Annotated in this window: 11 protein-coding genes; 3 read left to right on the top strand and 8 right to left on the bottom strand. The window is 63.2% G+C overall.

What is annotated here, in order from left to right; genetic code table 11:
* Positions 1-18: 18 nt before the first annotated feature.
* Both QOL62_RS16095 and QOL62_RS16090 read left to right on the top strand, forming a co-directional pair.
* Positions 19-1,449 carry an amino acid permease gene (locus QOL62_RS16095; RefSeq protein ID WP_283406965.1) on the top strand — a complete coding sequence of 477 codons (1,431 nt, stop codon included), beginning with the start codon at positions 19-21 and terminating at the stop codon, positions 1,447-1,449.
* A 262-nt stretch (positions 1,450-1,711) separates the two neighbouring features.
* A complete protein-coding gene (locus QOL62_RS16090) occupies positions 1,712-4,627 on the top strand; it encodes a TonB-dependent receptor domain-containing protein (RefSeq protein WP_283406964.1) in 2,916 nt (971 codons plus the stop codon).
* 218 nt (positions 4,628-4,845) lie between these two features.
* On the opposite strand, the gene QOL62_RS16085 is transcribed toward QOL62_RS16090, so the two are convergent.
* From QOL62_RS16085 to QOL62_RS16060, 6 genes are all read right to left on the bottom strand, one after another.
* Complete coding sequence (locus QOL62_RS16085; protein ID WP_283406963.1) at positions 4,846-7,971, bottom strand: glycoside hydrolase family 2 TIM barrel-domain containing protein; 3,126 nt, start codon at positions 7,969-7,971, stop codon at positions 4,846-4,848.
* Positions 7,972-8,085: 114 nt separating this feature from the next.
* Complete coding sequence (locus QOL62_RS16080; protein ID WP_283406962.1) at positions 8,086-10,362, bottom strand: DPP IV N-terminal domain-containing protein; 2,277 nt, start codon at positions 10,360-10,362, stop codon at positions 8,086-8,088.
* A 67-nt stretch (positions 10,363-10,429) separates the two neighbouring features.
* Positions 10,430-11,428: a 4-hydroxyproline epimerase gene (locus QOL62_RS16075; RefSeq protein ID WP_283406961.1), complete on the bottom strand. Its 999-nt coding sequence runs from the start codon at positions 11,426-11,428 to the stop codon at positions 10,430-10,432.
* A 10-nt stretch (positions 11,429-11,438) separates the two neighbouring features.
* Positions 11,439-12,347, bottom strand: coding sequence for a dihydrodipicolinate synthase family protein (locus QOL62_RS16070; RefSeq protein WP_103728673.1), 909 nt, complete (start codon positions 12,345-12,347; stop codon positions 11,439-11,441).
* A 179-nt stretch (positions 12,348-12,526) separates the two neighbouring features.
* Entirely contained in the window at positions 12,527-15,340 is a 2,814-nt protein-coding gene (locus tag QOL62_RS19920) for a DUF885 family protein (protein ID WP_283406960.1), read from the bottom strand.
* 6 nt (positions 15,341-15,346) lie between these two features.
* Positions 15,347-17,707 carry a glycoside hydrolase family 127 protein gene (locus QOL62_RS16060; protein ID WP_283406959.1) on the bottom strand — a complete coding sequence of 787 codons (2,361 nt, stop codon included), beginning with the start codon at positions 17,705-17,707 and terminating at the stop codon, positions 15,347-15,349.
* 150 nt (positions 17,708-17,857) lie between these two features.
* Here QOL62_RS16060 and QOL62_RS16055 point away from each other — a divergent pair, with 150 nt between their 5' ends.
* Complete coding sequence (locus QOL62_RS16055) at positions 17,858-20,650, top strand: DUF5695 domain-containing protein (RefSeq protein WP_283406958.1); 2,793 nt, start codon at positions 17,858-17,860, stop codon at positions 20,648-20,650.
* Positions 20,651-20,672: 22 nt separating this feature from the next.
* Here the strand turns inward: QOL62_RS16055 and QOL62_RS16050 are convergent, their stop codons facing one another.
* Both QOL62_RS16050 and QOL62_RS16045 read right to left on the bottom strand, forming a co-directional pair.
* Positions 20,673-21,932 (bottom strand): MFS transporter, encoded by a 1,260-nt coding sequence (locus tag QOL62_RS16050; protein WP_283406957.1) that lies wholly within the window; start codon positions 21,930-21,932, stop codon positions 20,673-20,675.
* Between the two features lie 163 nt (positions 21,933-22,095).
* Positions 22,096-23,007 (bottom strand): helix-turn-helix domain-containing protein, encoded by a 912-nt coding sequence (locus QOL62_RS16045; protein ID WP_283406956.1) that lies wholly within the window; start codon positions 23,005-23,007, stop codon positions 22,096-22,098.
* Between the last annotated feature and the right edge of the window lie 9 nt (positions 23,008-23,016).

Here is a 23,016-nt window from a genome sequence, read left to right as displayed (position 1 = left end):
TCAACCATCAGGAAACCTATGTTCGGACCGCGAAAATCCATTGAGAAACTATCCCAGCGCGCTTCCGGGCATTCCCTTGCCAAGACATTGAGCTGGCCGCACCTGATAGCTCTTGGCGTCGGCGCCATCGTAGGCACCGGCATTTACACACTGACTGGCGTCGGCGCGGAGCGGGCCGGGCCTGCAGTCATCCTTGCATTCGCCATAGCAGGCGCGGTCTGTGCCTGCGCCGCTCTTGCCTATGCGGAAATGGCCACGCTCATCCCCGCAGCGGGTAGCGCCTACACGTTCAGCTACGCGGCGATGGGCGAAACCATCGCCTGGATCGTGGGATGGAGCCTCATACTCGAGTATTCGCTCGCCTGCTCCACGGTCGCGGTGGGCTGGTCCGGCTACCTTGTCGGGTGGATGCAGGCGGCAGGGCTGGATCTTCCGCAGGCCCTGCTCGTAGGACCGCATGGCGGTGGGATCATCAACCTGCCAGCGGTCATCGTCGCTCTCGGCGTGATGGGTCTTCTGATTGCCGGCACGCGTGAAAGCGCCACTCTCAACATCGTGCTGGTTATCATCAAGCTGGCCGCACTTTCTGTTTTCGTGGCGATGGCCCTGCCCGCCTTTCAGTCCTCCAACCTCGAACCGTTCATGCCTTACGGCTTCGCGAGCACCGAGATCGAAGGTCAAAAGCGTGGCGTGATGGCCGCAGCGGCCATCGTCTTCTTCGCCTTCTACGGCTTCGATGCCGTCGCCACGTCGGCGGAGGAAGCCAAGAACCCCGGTCGCGACCTCACCATCGGCATCATCGGCTCCATGGTCGTCTGCACGCTGATCTACATGGCTGTCGCCATCACTGCGGTCGGCGCGCTCCCCTTCCTCAGCCTTGCCAATTCGCCCGAACCCCTGGCGCTCGTTCTGCGCAGCCTGGATCACCCGGTAGCGGCACACCTCGTCGCACTGGCCGCCGTCATTGCCCTTCCATCCGTTATCCTCGTTATGATGTACGGCCAGAGCCGCGTCTTCTTCGTCATGGCACGCGACGGCCTGTTGCCGCGCGCGCTGGCCAAAGTGAGTCCGCGTACGGGTGCTCCCACGCGCATCACGCTGATGACCGGCATTTCCATCGCCATAGTGGCAGGCATCTTCCGCCTCGATGAAATCGCGGAGCTTGCGAATGCAGGCACTCTGATCGCGTTCATGTCCGTAGGCGCATGCCTCATGATCCTTCGCCGTCGCGCACCGCAGCTCCCCCGCCTGTTCCGCTGCCCCCAGCCCATGTTGGTTGGTACGCTCACCATCGCGGGCTGCGCCTATCTCCTTCTCAGCTTGCCGAGTTCGACGCTGGTCCGCTTTGCAGCCTGGAATGTGATCGGATTGCTGCTGTACTTCATCTACGGCCGGACCCGCAGCGAGGCCGCGCGTGAAGCTGCAACGGCTGGGCAAGCCCCGGCCTGAGCCGAACTCAAGCGCTGCGTCGGTCCGGCAGCACCGCCGGGCCGACGCCCGCCCTCCCTTCCCCATCCGTCGTTGTTGGATCGAGCCCGCGCGTGAAGTTGCGGGAATGGGGCAGTGCGAGTGGGGCAGCTGTCTCCGCTCTGTGACCAAATCACCACGGGAAAGACAGAAGCTTTCCTGATGGTTTAGTATTTCGTATACGGTATTTGACTTGTCGTACAAAATGACGCAGCCTGTGGCTTACCAACAAGGGAGTCACCGTATGAGGGGTCATCAGAGAAAACTTTATTGCGCCGTCGCGCTGACTGCGCTCGTCGCCGGGACGGCTCAGGCGCAACAAGCGCCGGTCGGCTCGGAGGACGGGATCAGCAATGACATCGTGGTCACCGGCACACGCATCAAGCGGGCAGATCTGGAATCGAACAGCCCGCAGACCATCGTCGGGTCGGAGGAGTTCCGGTACCAGGGCGCCACGACCGTGGAGCAGGTCCTGAACCGCCTGCCGCAGTTCACCGCTGACGCGAACGAGAACGTGTCCAACGGTTCGGACGGCACCTCCAAGATCAACCTGCGCAACCTTGGCTCGCAGCGCGTCCTCGTCCTTGTCGACGGTCAGCGCATGATGCCATCACAGGCGGTGAACCTTAGCTTCCTGCCGAGCAGCTTGGTCGAGCGTGTGGACGTCATGTCGGGCGGCGCCTCGGCCGTTTACGGCTCCGACGCCCTTTCGGGTGTCGTCAACTTCATCATGAAGAAGGATCTGGACGGGGTTCGGATCGACGCCCAGACAGGCTTTGCGCAACATGACAACAACAACGGTGCGCTGCGCGCGCTGCAGCGTTCCGCTGGCTATGATCCCGCCCCGGGTTCCGTCATCGACGGCGGCAAGCAGGACATCACCGTCTCAGTCGGTAAGAACTTCTCGGACGGTCGCGGTAACATAACCGTCTACGGCGGCTATCGCAGCTTCAGCCCTGTGCGCCAGTCCAGCCGTGACGTTTCCGCCTGTGCGCTGCAGGATACGACCACCGCGTTGTTCTGCGGTGGCTCCAGCCAGTCGCCCTATGGTGTCTTCGTTCCTTTGTCGGACAAGAGCGCGTACCAGGGCCAGACGCTCGTCAACAACCGCAACGGTGACGGTACGCTGGTTCCTTACGATCCCTCATACGCCTACAACTACGCGCCCGATTCCTACTTCCAGCGTTCGGACGAGCGCATCACGGCCGGCGGTTTCGCGCACTACGAGTTCAGCCAGGCTGCGGAACTCTACGGCAGCTTCATGTACATGAAGGACCAGACGTTCTCGCAGGTCGCACCCTCGGCGATCTGGCTGGGCACCCCATTCGACGTCTCGTGCAACAATCCCTACGCCAGCGCGGCCCAGCTTCAGGCCATCTGCGGCGCGGCAGCCGGCACCAACACGACCGAAGAATCGCTCGTGGCGTACCGCACCACCCTGGCACCCCGCCGGGACAACCTTCGCTACAACGACTACCGCTACACTGCGGGTCTCCGCGGCGATCTCGGCAGCGGCTTCAGCTATGACGTCAACTACATGTACTCGCTGGTCAAGTTCAAGGAGACCTACCTCAACGACGTGAACCAGGTTCGCGCCGGGTATGCCCTGAACGCGATCAACGTGAACGGCGTTCCGACTTGCGTTGCCGCGATCAACGGCACCGATCCCAACTGCATCCCGGCCAATGTGTTCCTCCCCAACGCGATGACGGCGGAACAGGCCGCATACCTGTTCGGGGAGAGCAACACCGCATCGCGCAACTCCCTGCAGGTCATTTCGGCGAACCTCAGTGGTGACCTGGGCAAGCTGGGCGTCACGATGCCCTGGGCCAGCCAGGGTGTCGGCATCGCGCTTGGCCTCGAACGCCGCCGGGAGACGCTCAAGTTCACAGCCGACGAAGTTGCACAGCAGAACGGCACGATGAACGCGGACGGCATCATCTCGGTCACCGAAGCCTACGGTGAAATCGAGATCCCGCTGATCGAAGACCGCCCCTTCTTCCAGTCGCTGACGTTTAACGCAGGCGTTCGCTATTCTTCATACGACAACAAGCAGAACTCGACCGGCTTCAGCTCCGGTTACAACGTCTGGACTTACAAGGGCGAACTGAGCTGGCAGCCGATCGACGATCTGCGCATCAGGGCAAGCTACAACCGCGCTATTCGCGCACCTAACGTGGCAGAACTGTTCGCAACGACGGCAGTTGGTAACGTCGCCGCGCAGGACCCCTGCGCCGGGGCAAACCCTTCGGCGTCGCTGGAAATCTGCAAGCTCACGGGCGTGACAGATGCACAGTACGGCCGCATTGCCGAATGCCCGGCGGCAACGTGCTCCGCGCTCAGCGGCGGCAACCTTGCACTCAAGCCGGAAACCGCGGACACCTACACCGCAGGTGTCGTCATCACGCCGAAGGCGCTGCGCAACTTCTCGCTGTCGATCGACTACTTCAACATCAAGGTGAAGGACTACATCGGCTCGATCGCACCCTCCCTGATCCTTGGCCAGTGCGCAGAAACCGGCGATCCGTACTTCTGCGGGCTCTTCCGGCGCGATCCCCGATCGGGTGCTTTGTTCGGGCAGAACGCCGGATATGTGATTTCCACGACGCTCAACACCGGCTATCTGCAGACCTCGGGCTTCGACATCAACGCGGACTACACGTTCGATATCGGGAAGGCCGGTCGCATCAATGTCGGCGTTGTCGGCACCTACCTGCTCGAGCAGGTTTCGGAGCCGGTCCCCGGGATGGGCACCTACGACTGCAAGGGCCTGTTCGGCTACACCTGCGGCCAGCCGACGCCGGAATGGCGCCATGTCGCGCGTTTCACCTGGATGGCGCCGAGCGACACGAACGTCTCTGTCTCCTGGCGTCACATCGGCGGCACGACGCTGTCGAGCCTCACCGACAATCCGCTGCTCAGCGCGCCTGAAACCGTGGTGAACAGCAAGATCGATGCCTACAACTATATCGATCTGGCGCTTACGCAGACGATCGACAACGGACTGACGCTGCGGGCCGGTGTGAACAACCTGTTCGACAAGGATCCCCCGGCCCTGTCCGCCGGCCTCCTGCAGACCTTCGGCAACGGAAACACGTATCCAGGCGTCTACGATGCGCTTGGTCGCACGATCTTCATCGGTGCCACCGTCAACTTCTAATCCGCCAGCAAGCGGCGGCTTTCCTTACTCATCCACCCGGGAAAGTCGTCGCTGACGGAGTGGCCCGTCCGGTCTCACCGGACGGGCTCTTTTTGTCGCGGAAGGTGGCCGCGGATGTTGCGGCGCGGACGAAATCCCCCCCGGCAGCCCGACAGCCTCCGGGGACGCACTGCGAAACAGGGGACGGCTCCGCCTTTAGCGGCGGAAGCGCGGGAACTTCAGTCGCCGGGCCTGCCAATCGTGAAGGACCACGTGACCGACTTCAGGGGAATGCGAAACGGCATATGAGGCCGTCCATCCAGGTTCCAGCCGGTGTCACCTCCCACCCCCGCCTGTGCCGCGTCGATCAACAGCGTGCCGTTGCCCTGTGAGCGAATGGCGGAACTGCGCCTCGTGCCGAACGGCTTCATGGCGAGGTCGGCGTAAGGAAACGCCAGCGCGTTCACCGACAGAGGCTGCTCGCCGGTCACCCGCAGGCCGCTGCCACCACCGCTCAGTTCCAGCCACCGCACGTCGCTCTTGTTGCCGCTTTCCTGCGGGCGCGCATAGTCATGGTACTGATCTGCCAGACTGCCGCTCCAGCGACCGACCATGCCCCCGGTCTTGCGATCTGAGTACGTCTCGTGCGGGCCCCGGCCGAACCACCGTACCTGGTCCAGCGCCGGAGAGGTCTGGAACGCAAGGCCGAGGCGTAGGGGGTCCGGCAGCGTGTCGCGAAGGGGGTCAAAACGGACGACGGCACGCGCGGTCCCGTCGGGTTGCATGGTCCAGCGGGTCTCCACCTTAACCGATCCGACGCCCATGTCATGGCGCACGACGATGCTGTTGCCCTCCCTTGTCACCGCTTCGACGCGGCGGTGTTCCGAGAAGTGCTGCCACATCGCGTGAGTCTTCGGGACACCCGCTCCGATGTCGTTATCCGTCGGCGCACGCCAGAAGTTCGGCGCACCACCCGTGAGCAGCGTGCGACCGTCGCGATCGTAGCGGATAACAAGCCCGGTGTGTCTGTCGATCTCGATCACCGTGCCGGCAGCGGAAAGCGCCAGCCCTTTTTCGGTCTCCTGCGGCAGGACGGAACCGCGGTGCTCCAGCAGCGACCTGTGCTCACCAAGCGCAAACTGCTCCCACCCGACGACGTGGCCGGCGGGCTGGGTCGGCACTGTACCCTTTTTCGCACGCGCTCGCAGCGTCAGCAGTCGCTCGGCCGTCTCGTCTACGGCGACAGGAAGCTGCAGTTCCAGCGCCCCACTTTCGCCGGGGTCGACGTGCGGCGCCCGCAATACGCCCCTGGCGGTCTCGATCCCGTCTTCTGTCACGCTCCAGTCGAAGGTGAATCCCGACAGGTCGATATGGTCATGCCGATTGACAACGAGGTAGCGGTCGCCGTCCTTCGTGAAGGTCACCGGTGCCTGTACATGCGCCAGTTCATAGTACTCTGGGTCCGGCGTACGGTCTGCCTGTATAACGCCGTCGCCAACCGGGCTATCGTCCGTGTGGATGCCTGGTGTCTTTGGATCGGGATCGAAGTCCACCCCCTGAGCCCAGTAGGACCGTCCGTCCTTGTCCTTCAACAGCATGGTCTGGTCCACCCAGTCCCACACGAAGCCACCCTGTAGCTTGGGATGGCTGCGCATCGCCTCCCAGTATCCTGCGATGTCGCCAAGGCTGTTGCCCATTGCGTGGGCGTATTCGCAAAGGATCAGCGGCTGCGTGAAAGCGGGATCCCTGGCATAGTCGATCATCTTGGGCACGTCGTCGTACATGGGAGCGAAGATGTCGACGTAGCTGTTCACCGGGTGGCGCCAGTTGCTCATGCTCCACCCGAGAAAACTGACGAGGCGGGTGGGATCGTTGGTCTTCACCCACTTCGCTGCGGCTTCGAAGCTTTCTCCGATCCCCGTCTCGTTGCCGAGCGACCAGAAGATGATCGATGGATGGTTGCGATCGCGCTGCACCATGCGCGCAACCCGGTCCAGGTGTGCGATGCGCCACCTGGGATCGTTGCCGAGCAGGAGCGATGGATCGTTGCCATGCTCCTGCGAGAGACTGAGGTAGCCGTGGCTTTCGATGTTGGCTTCGTCCATCACGTAGAGGCCGTATTCGTCGGCAAGCTCATACCAGCGCGGATCGTTCGGGTAATGGCTGGTGCGAACGGCGTTGACGTTCGCCGCCTTCATCAGTTCGATGTCCCGGCGCATGACCTCCTCCGGCACGATGCGGAAGGTGTGCGGGTCATGTTCATGCCGGTTCACCCCCCGGATCATGATCCGCTTGCCGTTAACCCGGACCTCTCCGCCGGCCACCTCGACGGTACGGAAGCCGATGCGCCGGCTCGTCGCCTCGACCAGCCTGCCGTGCTCGTCCAGCAGTTCGACAAGGAGCGTGTAGAGGTTGGGCGCTTCGGCGGTCCAGGTGCGGACGTTCGGCAGACGGGCCGACGTCACCAGCGCGCCTTGCCCCGATGCCTCGCGGACGAGGATGCGCCGTTTGCCGTCCAGAAGCGTGGTGCGTACGCCCATGGCTGCTGAACGGCCACCAAGGTCGACCGTCACCTTCAGGGCGCCGGTGCGGTAATCTGCCTCCAGCCCGGCATTGATCACCAGATCGCGAATGTGAGTCGGCGGCGCGGCATAGAGCGTGACGCTGCGTTCGATGCCGTTGACGCGCCAGAAATCCTGGTCCTCAAGATAGCTGCCGTCCGCGAAGCGATAGAGTTCGACCGCCACCGTGTTGCGGCCCGGTCGCACATGAGCGCTCACGTCGAATTCGCTGGGGAGCTTTGAATCCTCCGAATAGCCGACGCGCTGTCCATTGACCCAGACGTAGTAAGCAGCGCCGGCCGCTCCGATGGTGAGAAGCATCCGCCGGCCCGCGAAGTTCGCAGGCACGGTGAAGTCGCGCCGGTAGGAGCCGACCTCATTCAGGCCATGATCGATCTTCGGCTGGTTGCGCGGGAATGGATAACCGCTGCCGATGAAAACAGGCTTGCCATGGCCTTCCGCCTGCAGGATGCCGGGAACCTTCATGGTGCCCCAGCCGGAGACGTCGTAGTCCGGCCTGAAGAATCCGGCGGGGCGGGTTTCCGGGGTAGCCGACAGCTTGAACTTCCATTCTCCGTCCAGCGAAAGCAGATAGCGGGACTTTCTGGCGTCGCGCGAGAGAGCGGCGGAAGTGGTGTGGAAGCCGGTGAAGGTCGTGTGCATGGGCTCCGCGCCCAGCCGGACGACTTCGGGCTGCTCCCATTCGGACGTGCCTCCCTCGTTGGCAAGTGCTAGCGGCATGGCGACCGACTGCAGAAGACTCACGCCAAGCGCCGCCACGCTTGATCGAACGATAGGGCGCATGTCGGTCTCCTTGGTCAGGCATCGCGGTGCCCTGTGAAATCTTGCTCGACCGCCGCAAAGCCGTCGTAGAACGCGATGTCGGCGCGTCATCCGTCACGCCGACAGCCGCCTTGCTCAGTCAGGCTGAAGGGACTCTATGAAGAACTCTGCCTGACGCCGGGTGATGTAGTCGATCGGGCCGCTCGACCGGCCGACGCTGTGTTCGCCACCCGGAACAATCAGGAGATCGAAGTCCTTGTCCGCCTTTATCAAGGCATCCACCACCTGCAGGCTGGAAGCGGGATCCACATTGCTGTCCTGTTCTCCCACTATGAGGAACAGCTTGCCCTTCAGCCGCGCCGCATGGTCCACGCCGGAAGCGGCCGCGTAGCTCGCGTCCACCGGCCAGCCGAGCCACTGTTCGTTCCAGCTGATCTTGTCCATGCGGTTGTCGTAGCAACCGTTGTAGGCGACCCCGGCCTTGTAGAAGTCCCCGTGGAACAGCAAGGCGTTGAGAGTGCTCTGGCCGCCGGCAGACGCACCGTAGATGCCGACGCGGCTGACATCGTACGACGGATCGCGAGCCGCCATCGCCTTGTGCCACAGTATCCGGTCGGGAAAGCCTGAATCCTGCAGGTTCTTCCACGCTACGTCCTGGAATGCCTTGGACCGGTTGGCCGTGCCCATGCCGTCTATCTGAACGACGATGAACCCGAGATCGGCCAGCGCCTGCATCCCGATCACCTTGTCGCCGCCCGAATGGTAGCCGAACGGCCAGAACTGCTTGGGCACGAAGCTGTCGTGAGGCCCGGCGTAGATGTTCTCGATCACCGGGTAAGACTTGGCGGGATCATAGTCCCTCGGACGGACGATCATGCCCCAGATATCCGTTTTCCCGTCCCGCCCCTTGGCGGAGAACACTTCAGGAGGGCGGAAGCCCGCTGCTGTCAGCCGGGATATGTCGCCTTCCGTGATGGTCGCCACCGCGGCGCCGTCCGAAGACTGCCGCAGCACGCTGACATTCGGAACATCGACGCGGGAATAGGTGTCCACCAGGAACCGTCCGTCGGGCGACAGGGTTGCCGTGTGATCGGCCGCCTCAGGGGTCAACGGCGTGAGATTCCGCCCGTCGAAGTCGACCCGGTAGTAGTGGCGGAAATAAGGATCCTCGCCTTTGTCCATGCCGCTAGCGGCGAACCAGATCTGCCGCTTCGCCTCGTCCACCCGCAGCACTTCGCGAACGACCCAGTCACCGCGTGTGATCCGGTTCTTCACGTGACCGATACGCCCATCGATGAGGTACAGGTGATTCCAACCATCCCGCTCGGATGCCCAGATGATTTCGTCACCGGATCGGCCAAGCTCGTGCGCGAAGCGCCGATCCGCGTAGACGAACGTGTCGGCTGCTTCGGTGACCGCTGCGTGAGCCTTGCCGCTCGCCGCATCGACAGCGATAATCTTCACCTCCTGGTGCCCGCGGCGCACATAGTCGAAAGCGACGGTTCGACCATCTAGCCGCCATCGCGGCGCGGAGAGTTCGTAAGCGTTCGGAAACAGTGCGGGATCGATCATCGTCTGCCGCCCGGTTTGCACGTCGAAGAGCACGGGCTGCTCCACATCCACGGCGTCACCGGGCTTGGGATAGAGCTGCGATCGAACGACCGGTTGTATCTGGCCCTCAGGAGCCGCTTCTACCCGCACGACGCGGCGCTGGTAGCCGGGCCGCACCCTATAGATCATCAGGTAACGGCTGTCCGGAGACCATGCGATCGTTTCCGGATCATAGAAGTCTCCCGCCGATCCGTCCGTGCTGAGTTGCACCACCGCACCGGTTTCATTTCGGCGAATGACGAGGTTATCGCCCTGGACGAACGCTTCCTCACGCCCGTCCGGTGCAACACGCGGGTGATTGTCGGCGAGAACGGACAGATCGCGCACAACGCCGAAACCCCTGGGCCGTCCAGCTTCGCGCTGGCGCGCGCAGGAGTAGGCCACGATGGAGCAACGCCAACCCTGCTCATCCAGATAGAACGCAATAACCTGCCGGTCGCCTTCGTAGCGGAATTCCGCAAAGGGGAGCCGCAGAGCTTCCACGGGTCTGCCGAGGACGCGGGTAAGTTCGCTCGCGAGCCGCCGGTGATCGAACGCGGGCGTCTTGGCCAGAGTGTCCGCATTCACGGTCTCAAACGCAAAGCCGCCTTCAACGGTCTTGCGATACGTGAAGGCTCGGGAATCCGGCGTCCACTGCGCCGGCCAGGCGATTTCGCGCGTGAGGTACTGCCACTCCTCGCGCAGCTTCACAGACCTTTCGATCTCCTCACGCGTGGGAGCAGCGGCGGCGGGAGAGAGAACTGCAGACAGCACCGCGGCAAGAACGCCAAACGAGCTTGAACGGCGGAGCGAACGCGGCATACAGACCTCTCACGGGAAAAACGCATGGAGTGCCAGGCCCCCTACGCGGCGGGCCTGGCGCATCAGATCACTTGACCTGGAACCCGGACCAGAACGGGTCTTCACGATCGATCCAGACCGTGTTGAAGCCGGTCGCGATCGCCGAACCTTCGATCGACGGAATGATCGCCGGCTGGTCGCCCAGCGTGACGGCCTTTTCCACGCGGCCGATGAACCGGCTGCAGATGTAGCTCTCGTGTACGAACGTGTCGCCGACCGAGAGCCGCCCCGTCGCCACGAGATGCGCAAGCCGTGCCGAGGTGCCCGTGCCGCAGGGACTGCGGTCGATCGCCTTGTCTCCGTAGAAGACGGCGTTGCGCCCATCGGCCCCTTCATGCTTCGGCTTGTCCGCCCACAGGACGTGGCTTACGCCGCGAATGGTCGGATCAACGGGATGGATGGGCTCGAACTTCGCCCGTACCGCTTCGCGCACACGGCCGCTGAGATCGATTATTCGCGCGGCGCCAAGATCGTCGAGACCGGTGTAGCCGCCCTGCGGCTCCACTATGGCGTAGTAGTTGCCACCGTAGGACACGTCGACGGAGAGCGTGCCGATACCCTCCACGTCGATCGCGATGCCTTGTGCGGCTACATAAGCCGGGACGTTGGTGATGCGCACCGAAGTCACCTTCGGGCCTTCCACCTCATACGCGATCTCGATCGTCCCCGCCGGAACCTCAACCCGCAACCGGCCCGGCGATGCAGGCTGGATCAGGCCATGTTCGAGGCCGAACGTCACGATACCGATCGTACCGTGGCCGCACATGGGAAGGCAACCACTGGTCTCGATGAACAGGATGCCCACGTCGTTCGCCGGGTCGACCGGCGGATAGAGGAAGCCGCCCGACATCATGTCGTGCCCGCGCGGCTCGAAGCAGAGACCCGTGCGGATCCAGTCGAAGCGTTCGAGAAAGTCCTGTCGCCGCTCGGACATCGAGGTGCCCTTCAACAGCGGCGCCCCGCCCGCCACCAGGCGGACGGGGTTACCGGCTGTATGGCCGTCGATGCAGAAGAATGTGTGCCGCATCGACGTTCCTTCAGCGGGTGGGGGTCAGGTCAGGCCGCGTGGCAGCGGCCTTCTCGACCATCGCGATCACTTCTGCGCGGCGCTCTCCCTCAAGCACGTAACGCGGGGGCAGCACGCGCTCCGAACCGCGACCCATGATCTCTTCGGCCAGCTTGATCGACTGGACGAGGTCATGCTCCGCGTCAAGGTGAAGGAGCGGCATGAACCAGCGATAGATCTCCAGCGCCTTGGCATGATCGCCCCGCTCGAACGCGGCGACGAGCTCGACCGACTCCTTGGGGAAGGCGTTGGTGAGGCCCGAGACCCAACCCTGAGCACCGAGGTAGAGACCCTCGAGAGCGACATCGTCGAGCCCGGCGAAGAGCACGTAGCGCTCGCCGAATTCGTTGCGGAAATCCGTGAAACGGCGAGTGTCCGGCGCGGACTCCTTGACGGCGACGATGTTGGGGACGTCCACCAGCGCGCTCAGCACGCCCTTGTCAATCACGGTGCGGTATGCCGGTGGGTTGTTGTAGAGCATGATCGGCAGTCCGACCTGCTCCGCCACGCCCTTGAAGTGCGCCACCAGCTCATGCGGCTTGGTCACGTAGACCATGGGCGGCAAGAGCATGAGACCGTCGGCACCCGCTCTTTCCGCTGCCTGGGCATAGCGTACGGCACGGCGCGTGTCGTATTCGGAACAGCCGGTGATGACAGGCACACGGCCATCGACGACTTCTACGATCGCGGAAAGTACCTGAACCTTCTCCTCATACTCGAGCGAGTTGTTTTCCCCGACGGTGCCCAGCGCGATGACGCCTGTCACCCCATCACGGATGAGGTCGTCGACCACCCGCTGTGTGTCTGCCAGGTCGATCGAAAGATCCTCCCTGAGCTGCGTGGTGACTGCGGGAAAAACGCCTTTCCATCCGATTGCCATCGATATTCGTCCTACGTTACAAACTAGATATCGTATACGATATTCATGAGGCATTCGCAAACGCAAAAAAGCGCCCGTCACAAAGTTCGCTGAGAGGGTCCATGCCGCCGCGAGCGAGAGAAAAGGGGCGGATGCGCAGCACCGCCCCTCCCGTAGAAGTCCTCTGCTGAACGTGAAGTCTATTCGTCTGGGTAGGGCCCCTTGCCGCCGTCCGCGATAAAGCGATCGACGCGTTGCTCAACCACTGTCAACGGCACTCCGCCAAGCTCCAGCATCGCATCATGGAAGGCGCGAATATCGAACTTCGCGCCGAGCGCCTTTTCGGCCTTTGCGCGCCCGTTCACGAAGGCGAGTTGGCCCATGTAATAGGACAGCGCCTGTCCCGGCCATGAGATGTAACGATCCACTTCGGTCTCGATCTCGTGATCGGAAAGGGCCGTATTCTCGCGGAGGTACGTCTGCGCCTGTTCCCGGCTCCACCCGAAGGCGTGGATACCGGTGTCCACCACAAGGCGGGATGCTCGCCATGCCTGGTAGCTCAGCATGCCGAAGAGGTCGTACGGCGTCTCGTACATCCCCATGTCCTCGCCAAGTGCTTCCGAATAAAGCGCCCATCCTTCACCGTAGGCGGAGAGATACGTCATCCGTCGGAAGGCCGGTAAATCCTTGTTCTCCGCCGCCAGCGGCATCTGCATCGCGTGGCCGGGCGCGCTCTCGTGCAGCGTCAGGGCAACCTGCGAATAGAACGGCCGGCTCGGCAGGTTGTAGGTGTTGACGAGGTAGATGCCCGGGCCACCCCGCCCACCCGTGTAGAACGGGGCAATTTCGTCCGGGACCGGCTTGATCGCGAAGCGGCTGCGCGGGAGCCTGCCGAAATACTGGTCGGCCTTTCCGTCGAAGGTCTTGGCGATCCATGCGGCACGGTAGAGCAGTTCGTTCGCCGTCTTGGGATAGAACTGAGGATCGGTCCGCAGAAAATGCAGGAATGCCTTGAGGTCGCCCTGGAAGCCGACCTGCGCCATCACCGCCGCCATGCGGCCGCGAATGCGGGCCATCTCGGACACACCGATCTTGTGGATCTCCTCGGCGCTCTTGTCGAGCGTGACGAACTCCTGGATCTTCGCACGGTAGTAGGCCTTGCCATCGGGCAGATCATAGGCGGCAAGGGTTTTGCGCGCGCCCTTCTCGTACTCGCCACGCATGAACGACAGCAGCTTGGCGTGAGCCGGAACCACACCTTGCGTGATCAGCGTGCGCGCTTCCGCGCGCAGCCGCTCCTGCTCGGCCGCAGGGATCGTGGCCGGCATTTCCTTGAGCGGCTCGTAGAAGGGGGACTCTTCTGCGGTCCTGGCGTTCGCGACACGTTCGATACCCTTGTCGCGGCCGGCCAGCGTGACATGGGGCGCCGTGAAGCCACGCTTCAGGCCGGCGCGCATGTTCTCGATCTGCTGATCGTAGTAGCGCGGTATGCCGCGCAGCATCTCGATATAAGCCTCGGCCGCCTCCGCATCCTTCAGCGGGTTCCTGGCCCACTCGGTCAGGTCACCCCAGAAGCTGGTATCGGCGTTGAACGGTTTCTCGTAGTCGCGGTAGCGCTGAGACGCGAGAAGCGCGTCGATCTGCCCCTTGTAGACCGCAAAGTTGACGCGGTTCGCCGGAGAGAGATCCTCCTGCCGTATTGTGGCCAGTTGCCGTTCCACCTTCTCCCAGCAGGCGAGGCGCTCCGCCTGCGCCTCCCGGCCGATGTCAGGCAGAGAAACCTTGGCGTCCCTGGGCGTATCCTCGCACGGACCAACCTGGTTCTGACGCCACGTGAACTCCGCCGAGGAAATCGCCTCGAACATCGCGTCGGCAGACTGCACTTTCGCCGCAGGGGCCGAAGTGACAGGTGCGGAAACCGCTACCATCGGCGCAGCCATTGCGGCACCGGCAAGGAGGACGGCACCTCCAAGGGACTTCTTCACACTCTTCCCCCTTTCAAGAACCTCAAGAATTTCAGTGTGGAGCTTGCGCGGGATGCGAAGCCCCGCCACTTCGGAATGTGCCCGCGCGGCCAGACGGCGCGCGCCGGGCAGACGGGCGCCCTGCTCCTCGATGGCGCCGAACATGGCTTCGGCCCGGCGCAGATGCTCTTCCACCGCAGCGCCGAGGAAACCGGCGGGATCGATTGCGACAATCAACTCTCCGCCAAGCGGCGACCCTCCGCGTCCTTCATCGGCGGCAAGTGATTCCGCGCTGGTCATGTCGCCTATCAACGGCCCGGCAAGAAGTTCAACCATCGCGGCAAGCGCCGATCCCTTGTGCGCACCGAAGGTTCGCATGGCTCCTGCCAGCACCGCCTCCGCGTTCGTTGAGGGCCTGCCATCGGCATCGTAGCCCCACTCGGAAGGGATCGGTTTGCCAGCCCTGCGGTGAAGCTCGATCTCTCCGCGCGCAACCGCGCTGGTGGCGAAATCGAATACGAACGGGGGCCTGCCGGGGCGGGGCCAGCCGAACGCGATCGGATTGGTCCCGAACACGGGCCTAGTGCCGCCTTCGGGGGCAACCCAGGCGTGGCTGGGCGTGAAGGCGAGCGCCACAAGCCCCTGCTCGGCCAGCGCTTCCACTTCGGGCCACAGAGCGGCGAAATGGACCGCATTGTTTATCGCCAGCGCCGCGATGCCAAAGCGCTTTGCCTTTTCGATCAGCAGGGGTGCGCCACGCTCGAAGGGCAACTGAGCAAAGCCACCACCGCCGTCCACCCGCACGAGAGCGGGTGCAGGCTCACTGACCTGCGGCACGGCATCGGGCGCAACGACGCCTCTCTCCACCGAACTGGCCGCGACCAACAAACGGTAGAGGCCGTGCGAGGTGCAGCCGTCCCGTTCACCGCGTACCATGGTGTCCGCCACGGCTGCCGCATGATCCGGGGCCAGTCCCCACGCACCCAGCACCTCACGCGCCAGTTCATCCGCTTCGGCGATGCTGAGCGCGACGTCTTCCACAGAACTCATCGCGGGTTACTTCCTGGCTTTAAGGATGCGCATGCCGAACACCGGGCCCGCCGTGGTCCGGTCATGGGGAACGACGCGGATGCGGACCTTCGACTTGCCCTTTGTGAGACTTTCCGGAATGGCGTAATCGACATCGAAGAACGTGCCGGGCGCTTCATGCGCGAGACGCTGCGTTGCGATCTTCTGACCATCGAGGAGGATATCGAAAGCGCGGGGACGTTCGTCGCCCCAGTAGGTCGCCTGAAGGGTAAGAGGCCCCGGCTGCACCTTCATGCTGAAATCAAAGAAGCCGCCGGACCGCGCATCGCGCCCGTTACGGCCGCGATAGGACACGGGGTAGGATATCTCCGAAGTGAGATCGTGATCACGCTCAGGCTGCATTTCCCCCAGATGCATGATGTCGATCGAGCGTTCGGCCAGATCCTTCTGCCGCGCCTGTTCGGCAAGGAAGGCGGCCTCTTCCTTCTTCCAGCCGGCCTCGCTGAAGCGCTTGAAGTAGACCGCGCTGCGACGATCGTACTGGCTATAGAAGGGAACGAAGGTCATGTCACCGGGACGGATGACGCCCTTCGCGAGGAAACGCGGACGGTCGGAAACCTGCGGCACGAAGCTGGCGAGGAGGTTTTCGCCGACCATCGCCGGTTCCACGCCGACCCAGTCCTTCTCCGCGGGACCGAGGTCCGCCGCCATCACAAGCGGGCCGCGTACGACGGCGACGACATCGGTGGAGCCCTGCGCCGGCTCCAGACGCAGATCGAGCGGCAGGTTCAGGGCTACGACGTCTCCCTTCTTCCAGCGGCGCTCGATCATTGCATAGCCGTTGGCGGTGGTCACGGGCACAGCCGAGCCGTTCACCGTCACCTGCTCCCGGCCCCGAGCCCAGGCCGGGATGCGCAGCGCCATGGCAAACGCACTCTGCCGTGCCTGGTCGATCGCGATCCGGATGTCTGACTTGAACGGGTACTGGGTATCAAGTGACAGGTTCACCCCCTTCTCTTCCCAACGCGCGCTGGAAGGAATGTAGAGGTTCACGAACAGGGTATCGTCGCCTTCCCAGAAGATGGACTCGCCATGCTTCGCGTGGCTTTCCATGCCTGACCCGACGCAGCACCAGAATTCTTCCCCGCCCGGCTCGGAGTATCCGCGCGCAGTGCCGCTCATCATCGGGGTCATGTACGTGAAACCGCCCGTTGCGGGGTTCTGCGCCGACATGACGTGGTTCAGATGTGCGCGCTCGTAGTAATCGAAAAGCGTCGCGTCAGGCTGCCAGGAAAACAGTGTCCGCGTCAGCTTGAGCATGTTGTAGGTGTTGCAGTGCTCGCACGTGGATTCCGTCAGATGGCGTGCGATCTGGTCCGGCTCGAAGAAATACTCACGGTCTGCGTTGCCGCCGATCACGTAGCTGTGGTGGTTGGTGACCCGGTCGAAGAAGAAGCGGGCGGCGCGTCCCGGCGCCTCCTTGCCGGTCAGTTCATGGATCCTGGCCAGGCCGATGACTTTGGGTATCTGCGTGTTGGCGTGGAAGTTCGCCAGCTTGTCGTCTTGGGCGACGAGCGGATCGAGCACCTTGCGGTCGTAGAGGCGCTCGGCCACCGCGATCCATCGGGGCTCGCCCGTCCGGCCATAAAGCTCCGCGAAGCTCTCGTTCAGGCCGCCGTATTCGCACGCGAGCATCTCCTGCATCTGCGCGTCCGACAGGGAAGAGAAGACCTTCTCGAAGTATCCGCCAAGGCCGACCACCACCTTCAGCGCGGTGGGGTTGCCCCAGGCCTTGTGAATGTCGAGCAGGCCGGCGAACCACTTGTGCACGGTGTAGAGCGGTGCCCATGAGCCGTTGAGGTCGAACCCGCCGGACTTGATCTGCCCTTGCATGATTTCATCAAAGATCTCACGACCGTTGACGATCTTGCCCTCCTTGTTCTTGCGACCAAGGCCTCCGACGTAGCCGTCGCTTCGCTGCGCCTGACATTCCGCCAGTTCGGCGACAATATAGTCCGCGCGCGCACGGCATTCTTGGCTTCCGGTCTGCTGCCAGGCAAGGACAAGCGAAGTCATGTAATGACCGAGGATGTGCCCGGAGATGGTGTCGGATTCCCAGCCGCCGTATATGGGCGCCTTTGGCTGCAGTCCCGCGTAGAGCCGGAAGTTGTGGAGCAGGCGGTCGGGGCTGAGCGACAGCAGATAATCCAGGTTCACCTGAACGGCCGTCGCATAATCCGATGGCTTCAAGCGCACGTCGGTCAGGGGCAGCGGACGCGCCTTGATCGGGAACATGGGGGCAATCACCGCAGCGAAACCCTTGAATGGGAGCGAACAGAGAGCAAGGGCAGCCACTCCTGCCATCCAATCGCGCCGATTTGCCTTCATCGCCCACACTCCATCGAATATCGTATACCATACAGTAAGGTGCCGGCCGGTCGTGTCAATCCCGATGATCGTGGCTTCATATATCGTATAATATTCTTGACGGGGCAGAGCAGCCTTAGCATGGTGATCATCCCCCGGAAGCAGAAGCGGATGTTGATAGTGCGAGCCTCGGTTACTCCTGCCCTGAAGCTGAAGACGCTCCTCCGCCTTGGAACCATGGCGCTCTGTGTCCTGACCCTGCCTTTCGACAGGGCAACGTCTGCCGAGATGCAGTCGCCGGCAACACCGACAGCTCAAGCGGTGGCACCCCCTGCCGCTACTCCCTTTGCCACCCCATCCTTTGACCTCGCGCTGAGAGCGGACACGCAGACGCTTGCGCGCCTCTCACCCAAAGACGAGCCGTCGTTCGACTTCGTGCCGTCCAACCGCGCAGCCGAGCGCGTCGGTGACGGGTACGTGCACCTGGGCGATATTCATCTGCGCCTGCGAACCGAAGGAGGCGCCTGGCAGGATTACTCTTCAGCCCATGCACGAAAGCAGATAGCGGCACTGCCGCGGGACAGAAACGTAGTTGCAGCGGCTGACATCACCGCTTCGATGGGCGCTGGCATTCCGTTGCGCGTCGAACGCCGCTGGATCAACGATAACGGCGTCCTGGCCATGCGCTTCACGCTCACCAACCCGACTTCCGCTGCGGTGAGTGTAGGCGGGCTGGGCCTGCCAATGGTGTTCGACAACATCATCAAGGACCGCGATCTCGACAGTGCTCATGCCCAGGCGAGCTTCGTCGATCCCTACATCGGCCGCGATGCCGGCTACCTCCAGGTTACGCGACTGAACGGCCAGGGACCTGCCCTGCTCGTGCTGCCCGAGAAGGGTACGCCGCTGGAAGCCTACCGGCCCATCCTCGAAGCCAAGGCCGCCCCTGCCGGAGACATCTTTACCGATCGAAGCCCCCGGCTCCAGACCGCCGAGGGGTTCTACGACTGGACCATCGCCAGCAGTGGCTTTGCCGAAAAGGAATGGGCCAAGGCTGGCGAGCAGTGGAACGAACCCACCGGCTTCACCCTGGCTCCCGGAGAAAGCCGGACCTTCGGCCTACGGTTCGTCACCTCGCCGAGTATCCGCGCCATCGAAGATACTCTTGTCGCCAACAAGCGGCCGGTAGCGGTTGGCATTCCCGGATACGTCCTGCCGACCGACCAGACAGCCAGCCTCTTCCTCAGATCACCGTCCCCGGTTGCAAGCATCACGGCCTTCCCGCAGGGCTCGCTCAGGGCCACGGCTGAGGAGGGCGGCAAGGGCTGGTCGCGCTACAAGATACAGGCCACCGGCTGGGGCCGCGCCCGTCTGACCGTGACCTATGCCGATGGTCAGAAGCAGACCGTCAGCTACTACATCACCAAGCCGCTCGATCAGGTCGTGGCGGACATCGGCCGGTTCACCACCACCCGGCAGTGGTTCGAAGTTTCTGACGATCCCTTCGGGCGCTCACCCGGCATCCTGTCGTATGACCGGGAACAGGGCAGCGTCGTGACGCAGGATCCGCGGGTCTGGGTTGCCGGCATGAGCGACGAAGGCGGCGCCGGGGCATGGCTTGCCGCCATCATCAAGCAGTTGGACACCCCCGACGCGCACGAGGTGGCGAAGCTCGAGCGCATGGTCAATGAGACGATCCTGGGCCACCTGCAGATCGCGGACGGCCCGCACCGGGGCGGCGTGAAGAAGAGCCTGTTCTATTACGCGCCGGAAAAGCATGCCGGTATCTATGATCCCAGGATGGAATGGGGCGGCTGGTCATCCTGGAGCGAAAAGGACGCCGCTGATCTCGGTCGCTCATATAACTACCCTCATGTCGCCATTGCGCACTGGGTGCTTTATCGGCTGGCGCGCCACGAACGCGGTCTCGTGAGACAGCATGACTGGAAATACTACCTGGATTGGGCGTACCGCACCACGGTCGCGATGATGCGGGAAGCACCGCACTACGCGCAGTTCGGGCAGATGGAAGGAGACGTCTTCCTCGACATCCTGGCCGACCTCAAGCGCGAGGGAATGACGGCGCAGGCGATAAAGGTCGAAGGCTTGATGAAGGCGCGCGCCGATCACTGGCGCACACTGAAGTTCCCGTTCGGCAGCGAGATGGCCTGGGATTCCACCGGTCAACCGGAAGTCTACGCATGGATGCGCCGGTTCGGGCACGAGCATCAGGCGGACGTAACGCGCGAGGTCATCCTGGGGTACGACCCCACGATCCCGAGCTGGGGGTACAACGGCAACGCGCGCCGCTACTGGGACTTCCTCTACGGCGGAAAGTACTCCCGCATCGAACGCCAGATCCATCACTATGGATCGACGCTGAATGCCGTTCCCCTCTTCGACGCCTTCCGAAAGAATCCCTCCGATCTTTACCTGCTGCGGGTCGCTTACGGGGGCTTTATGGGGGGCATCACCAATATCGACCAGGAAGGCTTCGGTTCAGCCGGATTCCATTCCTGGCCGGACATGATGAAGTGGGATCCCCTGACGGGCGATTACGGTATGGGCTTCTACGGCCATGTCATCGCCTCGGCCAGCTACCTCGTGAACGATCCGAAGTTCGGCTGGCTGGGCTTCGGCGGCGACCTGAAGGTGGATGGCTCCCGCATCCACATCCAGCCGAAGGACAGCGCGCGCAGGCGGGTGTTCATCGCGCCTGCCGGTCTCTGGATCACGCTGAGGACGGGCCGGATCGCCGATGTTGCGTTCGACACGAAATCCGGCCGGGTAACCCTTGCCCTCGATGCCGCCACGGCGAAATCGCCCGAAGCCGTCTTCACCCTTGAAAGCACGACCGCTGGAGCCAGGGCATACACCGTGGAAGGGGCGAATGCGCCGGCGGCCGATCACACGATCCCGCTATCGGCTTCCCTCACGCAGGTGGTGCTGGTACCAGCGCCATAGCCGCCTGGAGCCCCCTGCTCCATCAGGCCTTGACCGGCGCCGGACTTCGCGGGTCTGAAGGGCCGAACACCTTTCCAGTGATCGAAGCGACGAGCAACGTCAGCGACAGGCCGGCGGCCGCAAGGATGGCTCCGGACGCGCCGTAGGACCGGGCAACCGGCTCCGCTAGAAACACGGCTATCGGCGAGCCCATGTAGTTTGCGCTTTTCACCAGTCCGGCGGCTCGCCCCTGGCGGCCGGGCTCAACCCGCGCGGCCGTTCCCAGCATGAGGGTGGGCAGGAACCAGGCCACACCGACGCCGAAGAAGATCGAGCCGACAATCACCGAAACGTAGTTCGTGGCGAATCCGGCTATGGTGAGTCCGAACCCCGCCATCGCAACTGCCACGCGAAAAGCGCCAAGCTCGGAGAGCGAGCGCCGGGCCCTGCCAAAGCAAAGCGCGGCGATCGAACCGGCGATGATGTCACCTGTCAGGACCAGCGAGATCGATTGCGGGCTCTTCATGCCAAGGCTGTTGAGCAGGAATGGGAGGTACACGGCTGGGATGTAAATGATGACCCCCAGCGCAATGCCTATCACGGCGAACCTGAAGGGGAACCAGCGCAGCAGCGGCTCCGGTCTCGCCATGGCTTCCTCTGGTCTCATCGGTACGCGGCCCTGCAGCGCCGTCATTGCGAGCACCGCGAATGGCGCGGCTATGCCGTAAATGGCGAACGACCAGTGCCAGTTCATCTCGCCCAACAAGCCGCTGAGGGGATTGAACACGACCGAACTGATCTGCGCCACACCGTTGTAGTAACCCAGCCAGGTGGCGCGGCTCTCCTGTGGCAGGAGCGAATTGATTATGATGATCGATCCCGTCACGGCGCCTGAAGCGGCCATGCCCAGCAGAAATCGGGAAACGAGCAGCAGGGGGAGGTCAGCCAGATACAGACCCGCCGTGCCCGCCACGGCGTAGAGCGCATAGTTCGCGCTCATCACTCGCTTCAATCCGAACCGGTCGACCAGAAACCCCGTGATGGCAGCCCCTATCACCATGGCGATGCCCATAACGCCGATCAGCATCTTCACTAGAAAGGCGTCTTCCGGCCCGCTCGCAAGATCGGCCTGAATTTCCGGCAGGATCGGCTGTATCAGCGAGGTGGCCAGGGAAATGGAAGGCCCTCCCGCCAGAATCACAAGCCTGGTGGCAAGGCTGATCGGAGGATAGGCGCGATCGGCTTTCGGTTCACGAGCGGTCGTGATGGCAGTTCTCCCCCCATATGTGTCGGCGCCGGCCACGCCTCTGTTCTCCCGGCAGTAGGGCTTTCGGGGGACACTCCTGTCAACTTGAAATGACACGGCGGGCGGGGAGCCGAAGCTCGGCCTTGGTGTCGCTGCACGCCAGATGCCGGATTGCAGGAACGGCACCTCTGTCATCGCCGTTGGCTATAAGTCCGAAGGCTCAGCGAGGCGGGATCCGGCTGCCGGCAGGGCCGCGCTTGTCCTGCTGGGGGCTGTGCCCGGTCAGGCGCCGGTAAAATCTGGAGAAATAGGAGCTGTCGGCGAACCCCAACTGGTCTGCCACCTGTACGACATTGGCGTTGGTGAAGGTCAGCAGCCGCTGCGCCTCCATAACCAGCCGCGCGTGGATCAGGTCGGTCGGTGTACAATCCAGTACGCGGCGGCAGAGGCGCGTCAGGGTCTTGGCGGTGACGTTCAGCTGGCCTGCATACCAGTCAACGCTTCGGTGCTCCCGAAGGTGCAGTTCGACCAGCCTGCGGAACCCGGCCAGCCGCTCGTCGGCCGGGGAAGAGGCTTCCTGGTCCTGAACGGCGGGCAGCGAGCGGGCGAGCGCCTCAGCCAGGGTGAGGAACAGCGGCTGCGGTGCGCGCCAGTCCCCCTGGACGGCCAACATCTCCTTGCAGAGCCAGGCAACCCTTTCCTCATACTCGGGCGGGATCGTTCCCGCGCCGCCCTGAGTCAGGAGGGCCAGCATGACATCCTCTTTCCTCTCCGCCCGCCTCGTGAACCCTGCGGACAAAGTGAGCACGTAGCCCATCGTGCTGGGCGTGAAGCGAAAGCCGTGAACACTGCCGATCGGCACCACCATGAAGCAGGGCGCCTCCAGCGTCCGCACGGCGCCGTCGCACCGAAACTCCACCTGTCCGTGCAATACCATCAGAACCTGGATGCAGCGCATGTGACGGTGCGGCGATATCTCCCAATCGTACACCGAGCTGCGCACTGCGATCGTCTCGATATGCGCGAACTCCGCCACTGCATCGCCGGGCTCCTCGCCGTAGAGCATGAACGTGGGAATGGTGCTGGGCAGCATGTCGATGTCCCGAAAGTACCTGTCAATTGACCCATACATCTCTTCTTC

The organism is Novosphingobium panipatense (genome assembly GCF_900182875.1).
Classification (GTDB): Bacteria; Pseudomonadota; Alphaproteobacteria; order Sphingomonadales; family Sphingomonadaceae; genus Novosphingobium; species Novosphingobium panipatense.
This window is presented reverse-complemented; position numbering and strand designations above follow the sequence as displayed.

Excerpts from the sequence above, each read along its gene's own strand:
- QOL62_RS16095 (WP_283406965.1), top strand. The coding sequence starts at position 19 with ATGTTCGGACCGCGAAAATCCATTGAGAAACTATCCCAGCGCGCTTCC.
- QOL62_RS16090 (WP_283406964.1), top strand. The coding sequence starts at position 1,712 with ATGAGGGGTCATCAGAGAAAACTTTATTGCGCCGTCGCGCTGACTGCG.
- QOL62_RS16085 (WP_283406963.1), bottom strand. The coding sequence starts at position 7,971 with ATGCGCCCTATCGTTCGATCAAGCGTGGCGGCGCTTGGCGTGAGTCTT.
- QOL62_RS16080 (WP_283406962.1), bottom strand. The coding sequence starts at position 10,362 with ATGCCGCGTTCGCTCCGCCGTTCAAGCTCGTTTGGCGTTCTTGCCGCG.
- QOL62_RS16075 (WP_283406961.1), bottom strand. The coding sequence starts at position 11,428 with ATGCGGCACACATTCTTCTGCATCGACGGCCATACAGCCGGTAACCCC.
- QOL62_RS16070 (WP_103728673.1), bottom strand. The coding sequence starts at position 12,347 with ATGGCAATCGGATGGAAAGGCGTTTTTCCCGCAGTCACCACGCAGCTC.
- QOL62_RS19920 (WP_283406960.1), bottom strand. The coding sequence starts at position 15,340 with ATGAGTTCTGTGGAAGACGTCGCGCTCAGCATCGCCGAAGCGGATGAA.
- QOL62_RS16060 (WP_283406959.1), bottom strand. The coding sequence starts at position 17,707 with ATGAAGGCAAATCGGCGCGATTGGATGGCAGGAGTGGCTGCCCTTGCT.
- QOL62_RS16055 (WP_283406958.1), top strand. The coding sequence starts at position 17,858 with ATGTTGATAGTGCGAGCCTCGGTTACTCCTGCCCTGAAGCTGAAGACG.
- QOL62_RS16045 (WP_283406956.1), bottom strand. The coding sequence starts at position 23,007 with ATGTATGGGTCAATTGACAGGTACTTTCGGGACATCGACATGCTGCCC.